The 13,602-nt window shown below is 52.4% G+C and carries 8 protein-coding genes; all 8 read left to right on the top strand.

All coding sequences use genetic code 11. The annotated features are described in order from the left end of the window. Nucleotides 1-64 precede the first annotated feature (64 nt). Entirely contained in the window at nucleotides 65-1,159 is a 1,095-nt protein-coding gene (locus CCY01nite_RS03190; RefSeq protein ID WP_146857849.1) for a FecR family protein, read from the top strand. A gap of 68 nt (nucleotides 1,160-1,227) precedes the next feature. Then, on the top strand, nucleotides 1,228-4,608 hold the full coding sequence (locus CCY01nite_RS03185) for a TonB-dependent receptor (protein ID WP_186830876.1): 3,381 nt from the start codon (nucleotides 1,228-1,230) through the stop codon (nucleotides 4,606-4,608). Nucleotides 4,609-4,633: 25 nt separating this feature from the next. After that, nucleotides 4,634-6,556: a RagB/SusD family nutrient uptake outer membrane protein gene (locus CCY01nite_RS03180; protein WP_146857847.1), complete on the top strand. Its 1,923-nt coding sequence runs from the start codon at nucleotides 4,634-4,636 to the stop codon at nucleotides 6,554-6,556. A gap of 21 nt (nucleotides 6,557-6,577) precedes the next feature. Next, nucleotides 6,578-7,756: a DUF5000 domain-containing lipoprotein gene (locus CCY01nite_RS03175; RefSeq protein WP_146857846.1), complete on the top strand. Its 1,179-nt coding sequence runs from the start codon at nucleotides 6,578-6,580 to the stop codon at nucleotides 7,754-7,756. Nucleotides 7,757-7,767: 11 nt separating this feature from the next. Continuing rightward, nucleotides 7,768-8,430 carry a DUF4998 domain-containing protein gene (locus tag CCY01nite_RS03170; RefSeq protein ID WP_146857845.1) on the top strand — a complete coding sequence of 221 codons (663 nt, stop codon included), beginning with the start codon at nucleotides 7,768-7,770 and terminating at the stop codon, nucleotides 8,428-8,430. A gap of 11 nt (nucleotides 8,431-8,441) precedes the next feature. Next, nucleotides 8,442-10,022 carry a calcineurin-like phosphoesterase C-terminal domain-containing protein gene (locus CCY01nite_RS03165; RefSeq protein WP_146857844.1) on the top strand — a complete coding sequence of 527 codons (1,581 nt, stop codon included), beginning with the start codon at nucleotides 8,442-8,444 and terminating at the stop codon, nucleotides 10,020-10,022. A gap of 246 nt (nucleotides 10,023-10,268) precedes the next feature. Beyond that, on the top strand, nucleotides 10,269-11,924 hold the full coding sequence (locus CCY01nite_RS03160; RefSeq protein WP_146857843.1) for a DUF1800 domain-containing protein: 1,656 nt from the start codon (nucleotides 10,269-10,271) through the stop codon (nucleotides 11,922-11,924). A gap of 19 nt (nucleotides 11,925-11,943) precedes the next feature. Continuing rightward, nucleotides 11,944-13,524, top strand: a complete 1,581-nt coding sequence (locus CCY01nite_RS03155) for a DUF1501 domain-containing protein (protein ID WP_146857842.1) — start codon at nucleotides 11,944-11,946, stop codon at nucleotides 13,522-13,524. The last annotated feature ends 78 nt before the right edge of the window (nucleotides 13,525-13,602 follow it).

The raw sequence follows: 13,602 nt of genomic DNA, 5'->3' as shown, positions 1-13,602 counted from the left end.
TTTTATTTCTTTAGGAAAACGGCCCGCTTTTACTGTCAATAGGAAACAAGCCGAAAAGTAAAACATGGATTTTCAACCGCCCGGGCCTGAAGACTTTCTTTGCGATGAATCTTTCCTGCGTTTCTGCGGGGGCGAATATGCTGATACATTATTCTGGAATAACTGGGTAAAAGAAAACCCGGAGTATGCCGGTGTGGTAGATAAAGCCCTGCGTTTGTACGACATGCTGAACGCGGGTCAGGGTAACAGTAAAGAACAACTGGCGGCGATGAAGGACGCCATTGGCCGGAGAGAAAAATTTCAGCGCATGCTCTCTCATGACGGGAAGGCAAAGGTGGTGCGGATAAAAAGGCCATGGATGCGGTATGCGGCTGCCGCAGCGGTCGTATTACTGGTTGCCGGCGGATCAATGACCTACCTGTGGAAAAAAAGGGCTGCAACCGGTTTGCTGGCCTATGAATACTATACGGTTGCCAAAAGCCGCAAGACCATTGTGCTGCCGGACAGTAGCGTGATCATGCTGAATGAGAACAGCCATCTTTCCATCAGTAAGGATTTCGATAGCGAACATCGCGAGGTGACCATCACCGGGGAGGCATTTTTTGATGTCAAACACGATCAGGAACATCCTTTCATTGTGCACACCAGTGAATACAGGATTCGCGTGCTGGGTACATCCTTCAATGTAAAGTCCTACCCCGGAAGCCATGGTACGGAAACGGGCCTGATCTCCGGTAAAGTAGAGATTGTGCCCAATGGCGATGATGCAAAAGACAGAATAATACTGCGGCCGAACGAAAAATTTGTGCTGGAACGCGAACGCCAGCCATCCATCAGCAACACGCACAGCGCAACGGTAGCGGTATCAAAAGGAATAGTCGCAAAAATAAAGCTGGACACCCTTACGCGGCACGCCCCTGAAACGGCCTGGGCACGGCGGAAAATGGAGATCAGCGATGAAACGTTTGAACAGATAGCCTTGAAGCTGCAGGACTGGTACGGCATCAGGGTGATCTTTGCCAGCGAAGAGGTGAAGCAATACCGGTATACCGCTACTTTCAACGACGAAACAATATTCAAGGCACTACAGTACCTGAAACAATCCTATCCATTCAATTACCGGATAGAACAGGATGCAATTGTAATCTCTCGGAGCTAATCATTTATTAAAGCATAAAATCTATGAAGGGGTATTTACCGCTTCCTGGGCGCAGCATGCGCACAGGTATGAGTATCTTTTTGTCCTTACTGGTCTTCCTGCTGCTGGGCCTCCACGGCTATGCACAGAACAGGCAGGCGCAAACCACCATTACGCTGGATGCGGACAATGAATCTGTATCTTCCGTGCTGCACAGGGTGCAGCAGCAGGGCTATTACCGCTTTGTGTACAACAACGGCCTGCTGGACGATAAACGTCTTATTTCCCTGCACCTGAAAAACGGCACACTCAAACAATTGATGGACGTAGTGCTGCGGGACAGTGAGCTGACCTTTGAATTGAAGGAGAACGGCATTGTGGTATTGAAGCCCTCCGCTGTTTCCAAAACCACCAATGAAGGCAAACGCAAGATCAGCGGCCTGGTGCGGGACAGTAGCGGCATACCGCTGCCGGGTGTGACCGTGGCGCTGAAAAACAAATCCGGCGTAGGCACTACCACAGACCTGAACGGCGGCTTTTTCCTGGAGCTGCCGGCCACAACGGAGGCCGTACTGGTATTTACCATGATGGGGTTTAACACCCGCGAGATCACGCTCACAGATCAGACCTCGCTGAACGTACGGTTGTCCGTAGCGCCGCGTGCGCTGGGCGAGGCGGTGGTAGTGGCTTTCGGTAAACAAAAGAAAACGGATGTGGTAGGTTCCGTTACTTCCATCGATCCGAAAGACCTGAAAGTCCCGTCCAGCAACCTTACCACCGCGCTGGCCGGCCGCGTGGCCGGGCTTATTGCTTATCAGCGGTCCGGTGAGCCGGGGGCGGACAACGCAAGCTTCTTCATCCGTGGCGTCACCACTTTCGGTTACAAAAGAGATCCGCTCATCCTCATCGATGGAGTGGAAGTAACGACTACCGATCTGGCTAACCTGCGTGTAGACGACATCGCCAATTTTTCTATCCTGAAAGATGCTACCGCTACCGCATTGTACGGTGCACGCGGTGCGAACGGCGTTATCCTCATTGCTACCAAACAGGGTAAAGAAGGCCGCCCGGAATATTTTATAAGGCTGGAAAACACCATGTCATCTCCCACTAAAAACGTAGAGCTGGCAGACCCCGTAACCTATATGAAACTTGCCAACGAAGCCGTGCTCACACGTGATCCGCTGGGCCGTCCGCTATACAGCCAGGAGAAAATAGACAGCACGGGCGTTAGTAAGAATCATTACCTGTACCCGGCTACCGACTGGCGTAAAATGCTGTTCAAGGACCATACCATGAACCAGCGTGCAGACGTGAACGTGAGCGGCGGCGCTTCTGTTGCGCGTTATTATGTATCAGGCGGCTTCTCGCAGGATAATGGCGTGCTGAACGTGCCCGTTGTCAGCAATTTCAACAACAACATCAACCTGAAAACATATTCCATCCGCTCCAACGTGGATGTAAATCTCACAAAGACCACGCTGCTCATTACCCGCTTGTCCGGTACGTTCCAGGACTATAACGGGCCGATCAATGGCGGCGCCGCTGTGTATAACGATGTCATGCACGCCAATCCCGTATTGTTCCCGGCTTATTATGAGCCGGATGCGGCGTTTGCCATGACAAAACACATCCTGTTCGGTAACTCCCCCGATGGCCTTGTTACCAATCCTTATGCGAACATGGTAAGAGGGTATAAAGATTATAATACTTCGAAGATCAATGCGCAGGCGGAAATACGCCAGCAGCTTGATTTTATTACCCCGGGCCTGTCTGTCAACGTAATGGCCAATACCAGCCGTTATGCTTACTACGCCATCAGCCGTGCTTATAAGCCGTTCTACTACAACATTTCAGGGTATAACCGCCGCACAGGTGAATATATACTGAACGAAATAAATCCCAATGATGGCACCGAGTACCTGGACTTCCCCACGAATGGCGGCGACAGAACGGTGACCACTTCTGTTTATTTCCAGGCGATCATGAACTACGCGAAAGTTTTCGGCAGGCATGGTGTAAGCGGCAGCCTTGTATACCAGGCGCAAAATGCGGTGTCCGGTGATCTGTCATCATTGCAGGCTTCACTGCCGGCCAGGAACCTGGGTATTTCCGGCAGAGGCACCTATAGCTATGACCAACGCTATTTTGCAGAGATCAACTTCGGTTACAATGGTTCCGAGCGCTTCGACAAAAATCACCGCTTCGGTTTCTTCCCTTCTGCAGGTATTGCCTGGAACGTGTCTAATGAAGATTTCTGGCGCAAAAAGCTGATCAGCACCATCAGCAACCTGAAGCTGAGAGCCACTTACGGCCTGGTGGGCAATGATGCGATCGGTGATGCGGATACCAGGTACTTTTATTTGTCCCAGGTACTGATGAACGATCCTTCAAAAGCTGCGCAATTCGGTAATATACCGGGAGGCATCATCAGAAAGAACGGCATCAGCGTGCAACGTTATGCCAACCCGAACATTCAGTGGGAGGTGGCGTACCAGACCAATCTTGGACTTGATATGAGCCTCTGGAACAAGATGAATGTAACGATGGATTTTTACAAGACCTATCGTTCCAACATCCTGCAGGAAAGGGCCTACATCCCCTCTACCGCAGGTTTCGCCTCAACGCCTTACGCCAACATCGGCGCAGCCACTTCCAAAGGCATAGACGGCTCTATCGATTACAACCAGCGGCTGGGCAAGGACTGGTGGATACAGGGCCGTGCCAACTTTACGCTGGCCATGAGCGAATACAGGAAAATAGAAGAGCCCGCCTATGAAGACGCCCCCTGGCTGTCTAAAGTCGGCTATTCATTGTCCCAGCGTTGGGGATATATAGCGGAGAGGTTGTTCATCGATGATAAAGATGTGATGAACGCTCCCTCACAGATCGCCTTCGGGGAATATGGCGCCGGCGATATCAAATACCGGGATATGAACGGCGATGGCAACATCACTACGCTGGACAGAGTGCCTATCGGCTATCCTACAGATCCGGAGATCGTATATGGCTTCGGTTTGTCCGCCGGCTACCGGTCTTTCGACATTTCCTGTTTCTTCCAGGGCGCCGGTAATTCTTCCTTCATCCTGAACTCCACCACCACAGCGCCCTTTGCGGATAACAACGCATTGCTGAAAGCCTATGCGGATGATCACTGGTCGGAAGACAACCGGAACATCTACGCACTCTGGCCGCGCCTCAGTCCGGATGTGAGCCAGAACAACGCACAGCCCAGCACCTGGTGGATACGGAACGGTAAATTCCTGCGCCTGAAACAGCTGGAGATCGGTTACTCCCTGCCCAAAACCACCCTCAGCCGCCTCAAATTAAAGAGCTTCCGCATCTATGCAAACGGCAGCAATCTTTTCTCCCTGACCACTTTCAAACTCTGGGACATTGAAATGGCCGGCAACGGACTGGGATATCCTGTGCAAAGGGTGATCAACATGGGCTTGCAGGCAAACTTTTAAAATCAGACTTATTTAAAACATTTATATGCGCTTAAAAAGATCAGTGGTAGCCGGATTATTGTTCTGCCTGGCTTTCAGCTCCTGCAGGAAATACCTCGATGTTGTGCCGGACGGTGTAGCCACATTCGATTATGTGTTCAGGCAAAGATCAACGGCGGAACAGTATTTATACACCTGCTATTCCTACATGCCCAAACACGGAGATATTTCCGCCAACCCGGCTTTCATGGCGGCCGGAGAACTGTGGTTCCAGTATCCTTACAACCTGCCGGGCTTTACCGTGAACCTCAGCTCCTGGGAGATCGCCAGAGGTACACAGAGCGTCGCGGCCCCGCTGGTAAGCTACTGGCGAGGCACCAATGGCGCCAGCAACCTGTTCAGGGCTATCAGGGATTGCAACATCCTCATAGAGAATGTGAACCAGGTGCCTAATATGGAACAGTATGAAAAAGATCAATGGGTTGCCGAAGCTACCTTCCTTAAAGCCTATTACCACTGGTGGCTGCTCCGCATGTACGGGCCGATCCCTGTTGTGGACAAGAACCTTCCCGTTAACGTTTCTCCGGAAGATGTACAGGTGCCCCGCCAGCCGGTAGACTCCTGCTTCAACTACGTAGTGGCAACGCTGAACAACGCCATCGTCAACCTGCCCGAACGTATCAACAACATGGCAAGCGAGGCCGGCAGAATTACCAAAGCCATTGCCATGGCGGTAAAAGCCGAAGTGCTGATCACTGCCGCCAGTCCGCTGTTCAACGGTAATACCACCTACGCCAACTTCAAAAGTAAAACCGGCGAAATTTATTTCAACCAGTCGTACGATCCGGAGAAATGGGTAAAAGCGAAAGATGCGATAAAGGAAGCCATCGATATCTGCATCGCACAGGGATACCGCCTCAACCGCTTCAATCCTTCCGTATCCGCCAACCTGCCGGCAGACCTGCAAATAGTGATGGACATCAGAACAAGCCTTACCGATAACTTCAATGCCGAAGCGGTATGGTCCAACACCAACAGCCAGGCCGCCCTGATCCAGGAAATGGCGCAGCCAAGGGCTACCGCCGCCCAGGCGAACAACACTTCTTTCTGGTGCCTTTCTTCCGTTCCCATGAGCATCGTGAACCAGTTCTATACGAAGAACGGCGTGCCGGTTACGGAAGACAGAACGCTGGATTTTGTAACGCGCGGCAACCAGACGCGCAAAGCCGTCGCCACCGAGAAGAACCTCATCTTTCAGGGATATACTACAGCGGCGATCAATTTCGACCGTGAGCCGCGTTTTTATGCTAACCTGGGTTTTGACGGTTCCGTACTTTATGGGAACGGCAATACTACCGTAGGCTCATTGAACCACCTGGAAGCCAGACAGGGCCAGTATTCCGGCTTCTCGGGCCAGGTGACCCGCTTCAATGTTACCGGTTACTTCCCCGTGAAAGTGGTGAACTACCTGAACGTATTCGGGCCAAACAATACCACTTACATCATTTCCCAATATGCCTGGCCGGTAATGCGCATGGCCAACCTCTACCTGATGTACGCGGAAGCATTGAACGAAGTGAGCGGCCCGGGCGCTGAAACAGAACGCTGGATAGATTCTGTGCGCCTGAGAGCAGGTATTCCCACGGTAAGAGAAGCATGGACGAACTTCTCTACCAATCCCGCGCAGATAGATTCCAAAGAAGGCATGCGCCAGATCATTCACCGCGAACGCCTCATCGAACTGGCATTTGAAGGCCAGCGCTTCTGGGACCAGCGAAGATGGAAAGAAGCGGAGAAAGCATGGCAGGGCCCCGTTCAGGGCTGGACCATCGGTCAGCAGGACGTTGTGGGCTACTACCAGTTCTCTACGCTCTTTAACCGGACGTTCCGTCAGCGGGATTACTTCTGGCCCATTGCAGAGGATGACCTGATCGAAAACAAAAATCTTGTACAAAATCCCGGATGGTAATCACCCTTAAATTGCTATACTATGTTACATAAATCAACACTGCTTCTGGCCGCCATCGCCGTAGGTCTGTTTATGGCAGGATGCAAGGAAGAACGTGTAGGGCCTTTGCCGGCATCAGATGCCCTTCCCGCAAAGATCACCGATCTGAAAGTAGTGAATACGCCCGGCGGCGCAAAGATCGCTTATGTAGTGCCTGCCGATCCAAACCTGCTGTATGTGCAGGCGGAATGGGAATATAAGGGCATCCGGCGTAATACTAAATCATCTTACTATGGCGATACGCTGGTGCTGCAGGGCTTTGGTGATACCAATGAGTACAAGGTGAGCGTGTACGCGGTGAACAGGGTAGAGAAACGGTCCGAGCCTGTGGACGTAACCGTGAAACCGCTGACTCCTCCTGTACACGAGGTGTACGCCAGCCTGAAAGTGAAGCCGGACTTCGGCGGCGTGAATGTTGAATTTGTGAACGAAACACGGGGCGACCTGGTGATCACCGTACTCGCGGAAGATGCTGAAGGTAAAATGACGCCGGTAGATGCTTTCTACACCGGCCTGCCCAAAGGCGACTTCACCACCCGTGGCCTCGATCCCGAACCTACTTTATTCGGTGTGTTTGTAAAAGACAGATGGGGAAATATATCCGATACCCTGCTGACGGAAGAAACGCCTTTCTTCGAAAAAGAACTGGATAAAAAGCAGTTCCGGGAACTGAATCCCTACCCGGGCGATGTGAACGGTAACATCTACTCCGCTGCTTATCCCATGAAGAATCTGTGGGACGGTAAAGGCAACACCATCTTTGTAACCGCACAGGCGTACGGTGTGCCCGTCAGCTTTTCCGTTGACCTCGGTGTAAAAGCCAAGCTGAGCCGCATGAAGTACTTCCAGCGCCAGAGCACCGCATTCTACTTCAACTCCGGTACGCCACTGGAGTGGGACGTATACGGTTCCAACAGTCCTGCTCCGGATGGCAACTATGACAGCTGGACGCTGCTGATGCACTGCACTTCCCACAAACCTTCCGGTCTGCCGCTGGGCCAGGCTTCCAGCGATGATATCAGTTATGCGCTCGCCGGCGAAGATTTCAACTTCCCGCTGAGCGCGGAAGGATACCGCTACCTGCGCTTCAATGTGACCAAAACATATGGTAACGCCACCAATATTACGTTCGCCGAGCTGACCTTCTGGGGAGCTTTCTAATTCAACTATTTATGAAACGATTGATATACCTGGGAGCCATCATTGCACTGGCTTCCTGCAGTAAACAGGACAGATCCTATTACGATTTCATCAAAAATGGTGCGATCGTATACACCGGCAAAGCAGATTCCTTGAAAGCTTTTAGCGGAAAGGAAAGAGTGATGCTTAACTGGATACTGACCAGCGACCAGAACATCACGGGGTGTAAGATATTCTGGAATTTCGGAGCGGACTCTTTGGTGATGGCGGTGAAGAAAAGCCCCCAACCGGATACCATCCAGGTATCTGTCGATAACCTGCCTGAAGGTTCCTACAACTTTGAAGTGTTCACTTTCGATAAAGAAGGACATACTTCCATAGGAACTGAAGCCATCGGCAATAGCTATGGCGCGAATTTCCAGTCCACATTGTCTAACAGGCCCATCCGCACTTCCACAAAAGTGACGGCTACCAATAGCATCAACATCACCTGGGTAGGCATGGATGATAAATGCCTGGGCACCGAATGGCGCTACACGGGTGAAGACCAGCAACCGAAACGTTATTTCTCCGTGCAGGGCGATACCACGCTGATCTCTTCCTGCGACCTGGACAAGCCTATAACATACCGTACGCTGTTCATCCCGGAGAAACAGGCCGTGGATACTTTTTATACCGACTTTAAAGCATTATAACACATCAGATCATGAAACGAATTTTTTACGCACTGAGCCTGCTGGCCATGAGCCCCGCAGCGGTACTGGCGCAGAAAGCCGCTACCGGTTATGTTTATAACGACGACAATGGCAACGGCAAAAAAGAAGCAAAAGAAAAAGGCGTTGCCAACGTAGCCGTGAGCAACGGAAAGGAAGTTGTACTAACCGATGCGAAAGGCAAATACACGCTGCCGGTAGGAGATGACAACATCATTTTTGTGATCAAGCCCGCAGGCTACAAAGTGCCTTTGAACGCGAAGAATCAGCCGCAATATTACTATATCCATAAACCTGCCGGATCACCTGCTGAATATGAATACAAAGGCGTGGCGCCTACCGGCCCGCTGCCTGCTTCTGTTGACTTTGCCGTGATGAAGTACAACGAACCCGATAATTACCGCGCGCTGGTACTCGGCGACCCGCAGATGCTGGAGCCGCAGGATGTGGGGTTTTTCGACAAAGGGATCATGTCTGAACTGGTAGATGTAAAGAACGTAGCGTTCGGCCTCACGCTGGGCGACCTGGTGGGCAAGGTGCTCACCATGCACAAAGATTACATCGACGTAGTGGCTAAAGCCAATGTGCCCTGGTACAATGTGATCGGCAACCACGATACCAACCATGAAGCAACGTCCATCGAGAAAAATGACGAGAGCTTTGAAGCCAGCTTCGGCCCGTCTACCTACTCCTACAACTACGGTCAGGCACACTACATTGTACTGAACAACAACCTGTACCCCGATCCGCGCGATGGAAAGGGGCTCTGGGGCGGCTTTCTGCCGGATCAGCTCACTTTCGTGGAGAACGATCTGAAATATGTGGATACGGGCAAACTGGTAGTGCTGGCCTTTCACATCCCCTTGTACCAGGCGGAAGGCGCTTTCCGCACAGAAGACCGCGTACGTTTATTCTCTCTTTTAGCTAAATACCCGCATGTGCTCGCACTGTCCGCGCACACCCACAATCAGTGGCAGAAGTTTTACGACAAAGAGTGGGGATGGACAGGTGCGAAACCTTTTCATGAATTTAACGTAGGCGCTACCTGCGGGAACTGGTATTCCGGCAGGATGAACGAACAGGGTGTGCTGGAATCTGTCATGAGCGATGGTACGCCACGCGGATATGCTTACCTGAACATCACCGGTAACACTTACACGGCAGATTACAAGGTAGCCAACAAGCCTGCGGATTACCAGATCGGCCTGTGGCACCGTAAAGTGATGTCTACCATCTGGTGGGATGGCCGTGGCTTTGTGTACGCCAATTTTTACATGGGTTACAAAGGCAGCAAAGTGCAGTACCGGATAGACAATGGTAAATGGAAACCGATGAGATACACGTTGGAGCCCGATCCGGCATTTGTAGCCGAATTGTATAAATGGGATGATACGGAAGAAATGTTCCGCGGCCGCCGCCCTACGGAACCTGCCAACTGTACGCACTTATGGAAGGCAAAGTTGCCGGAGAACATCGGCATTGGCACCCACCAGATAGAAGTACAGGCTACAGATCCGTTCGGAAGAACATTCACGCAGAAAAGCTCCTACCGGATAGAAGAAGCGAAGTTCTGACAGTTGCCGGCAAAAAGCAAAGAAAGGCGTCTCAAAAACAGAGGCGCCTTTTTCATGACATAACCCCTTATACCTCCCCGGCTAACGATATTTCATATAAAATAATATGAATGAATTAAACTTTTTGTTAATTTGCTTCCGGAAAACCGGCTATTGCCTGACTTATGCCCTGTAAACGCTATCGCTATGTTTGATATCAACCAGGTAAGAGCTTAAAAAAACTTTAAAGTCATAACCGTATCACAGATGGATCGTAGAGACTTCTTAACACTAGCCCCTTCCCGTAAAAAGACGGTGAAAGTGACCTATGGCCGTACCGATACAGGCATCAGCGCCTATACGGGCGACTGGGGTAAAGCACAGGTCGTGCATTTGCTCAAGCGCGCCATGTTCGGTGCGAAGCCGGCGGATATCAAACATTTTGAAGCCATGACGATGGACGCCGCGGTGGATGCCTTGCTGCAACCCAATGCAGTGGTGCCCGCGCCTCCCGTGAACAATTATAACGTAGGCGGCTATATGGACCCTACCGGCGTAGCCGCCGGAGCGCCCTGGGTGCTCGCGCCGGAAGGCGATGAAGAGCTGAACGACAAACGCCGCGCTTCCTACAAAGCCTGGTGGACCGGACTGATGATCAACCAGGAACGGACTATGCACGAAAAGCTGGTGCTCTTCTGGCACAACCACTTCGCTACCGAAACGCAGACCATCAAGGATGCGCGTTTTATGTACAAGCATAACGCCATGCTGCGCGAACACGCCTACGGCAATTTCAAGGCGCTGGCGAAAGCCGTAACGCTCGACCCCGCCATGCTGGTGTATCTCAACGGTTATCTCAATGAAAAGTCCGCCGCGGACGAAAACTATTCCCGCGAGCTGATGGAGCTGTTCACCTGCGGCAAAGGGCCTGATTCCCAATACACGGAAGAAGATGTGCGCGCGGGCGCAAGGGTGCTGACAGGTTACCGCATCGATAAGGTCAACATCAGCTCTTACTTCGATCCCACGATGCACGACATCGAGAACAAGCAATTTTCCAGCTGGTTCTCCAACAAAGTGATCACGGGAAAGACCGGCACAATGGGCACTACGGAGCTGGACGACATGCTCGGCATCATCTTCCTGCAGGAAGAAGTGGCGAAATTCATCTGCCGTAAATTTTACCAGTTCTTCATCTACTATGAAATAGACGCCGCCGCCGAAGCCAATGTGATCACGCCGCTGGCGGAAATTTTCAGAAGCAATAACTACGAGATCAAACCTTTGCTGGAAGCCCTGTTCAAAAGCGAGCACTTCTACGATCCGCTGAACATGTCCTGCCTGATCAAAAGTCCGGTTGACTTCACCGTGGGCCTTTGCCGTGAGTTTGGCGTACCGATGGCGCAGGCGGTGGACTATCCCGCCGCATACGGCCAGTGGAGCGCGCTGCAGGCAGCCGCCAGCACACAGCAACAGAACATCGGCGATCCTCCCGGCGTTTCCGGATGGGACGCTTACTATCTCGCGCCGCAGTTCCATGAGCTGTGGATCAATACGGACACGCTGCCCAAACGCAACATGCTGGTAGACCAGATGATCACCACCGGCTACACCCGCAACGGGCAAACGCTGCTCATCGATCCGATCCTGTTCGCCGATCAGCTGCCCGCGCCCCAGGACCCCGTGGCGCTCGTGAGCGATTCGCTGGACATACTCTACCGGATGGATGTTTCAGATACTACAAAGACTTTCCTGAAAGACAAGATATTGCTGCAGGGGCAGGAGCAGGATTATTACTGGACCAATGCCTGGAACGCCTACAAGGCGGATACGTCGAACATGATGAACAGGAACATTGTGCTGACGCATCTGCGGGAAATGTACAAATACATCATGAACCTCTCTGAATATCATTTAGCCTGATCATATTGAAAACCTATTTATGAAACGTAGAGATTTCCTCAAATATACTGCTCCGGCCGCCATCCTGCCGTCTTTCATCAACGGCTTCTCGGTGAAGGCATTCGGTGCGTCCCCGCTGCTCGCCGCATTGGAAGGCGCGGCGACGGACAATGATCATGTGCTGGTGATGATCCAGTTGAACGGTGGCAATGACGGCCTGAACATGGTCATTCCGCTGGACCAGTACGCTAACTACCAGGCCGCCCGCAGCAATATCGCCATTCCGGAAGGACGGGTGCTGCGTCTCGCGGGTCAGACAAAGACCGGCCTGCATCCTTCTATGACCGGCATCCAGCAGATGTACGACGAAGGCCATGTGACCGTCCTGCACAGCGTCGGTTATCCTTCTCCCAACTATTCGCATTTCCGCGCCACGGATATCTGGCTCACCGGCTCCGACGCCAACCAGGTGCTGCCTACGGGCTGGGGCGGGCGTTACCTGAATTACGAATATCCCAACTACCCGGTCAATTATCCGAATGCGGACATGCCCGATCCGCTCGCCATCCAGATCGGCTCCATCGTTTCACCGGCTTTCCAGGGCCCCGCAACCAACATGGGTATGGCCGTGACCAGCGCCACGGATTTTTACAACCTGCTCAACGGCGTGGAAGATCCCGTGCCCAACACCCGCGCGGGCAAGGAGCTGAAATACATCCGCCTCATCCAGCAACAGACCAATAAATTCGCGGACGCCATCAAAGTAGCCGCAGCGCGCGTGACCAACCAGGGACCTTATCCCGCGAACAACAGTCTTGCCGAACAGCTGAAGATCGTAGCACGCCTGGTGGCAGGTGGACTGAAAACACGCCTGTACATGGTGAGCATCGGCGGTTTCGATACGCATGCGAACCAGACCAATAGCGGCGATACCACCACCGGCGATCACGCGAACCTGCTGGGCCGTGTGTCTTCCGCCGTAAAAGCGTTCATGGACGATCTGAAAGGATTGAAGAAATCGCAGCGCGTGGTAGGGATGACCTTCTCCGAATTTGGCCGCCGTATCAAATCCAACGGCAGTATGGGCACGGACCATGGCGCTTCCGCCCCGATGATCGTGTTCGGCGACTATGTGAACCAGCAGGTGCTCGGCGCTACGCCCACCATGCCGGACGCCGCTTCCGTGAATGACAACATTCCCATGCAATACGACTTCCGCTCCGTATATGCCTCACTGTTAGAGCAGTGGTTCTGCGTGCCCTCGGCGGACCTGAACTCCATCCTGCTCAACAATTACCAGAGCCTGCCGCTGGTGAACGGGCTGGCCTGCGGGGTGGTGACCAATGTTCCCGGGGTAGACGAAGGCGTCAACCTCATCACCAACTACCCCAATCCATTCACTACCAAAACGGTGGTATCCTACACCACCCGCGGCGGTCACACCCTGATACAGGTATTCGACACCATGGGCCGCCTCATGCGTACGCTGGCGGACAGCGATCATGCCGCCGGCACTTACACCGTTCCCTTCGACGCGGAAATACTGCCGAACGGGGTGTATTACTGCCGTTTCCAGAACGGCGTTACGCAACAGGTGCGGACGATGCTGAAAGTGCGCTAAAACGCCTTAAAAGCGCCTTAAAAACAGTGCAACTCCGTTGCATTCGCGTATTTTGCGTATCTTTGCCGCTACAACTCT

This window comes from Chitinophaga cymbidii, assembly GCF_007992715.1.
In the GTDB taxonomy this organism is placed as follows: domain Bacteria; phylum Bacteroidota; class Bacteroidia; order Chitinophagales; family Chitinophagaceae; genus Chitinophaga; species Chitinophaga cymbidii.
The sequence above is the reverse complement of the archived record's forward strand: the minus strand, read 5'-3'. Positions and strand labels throughout refer to the sequence as shown.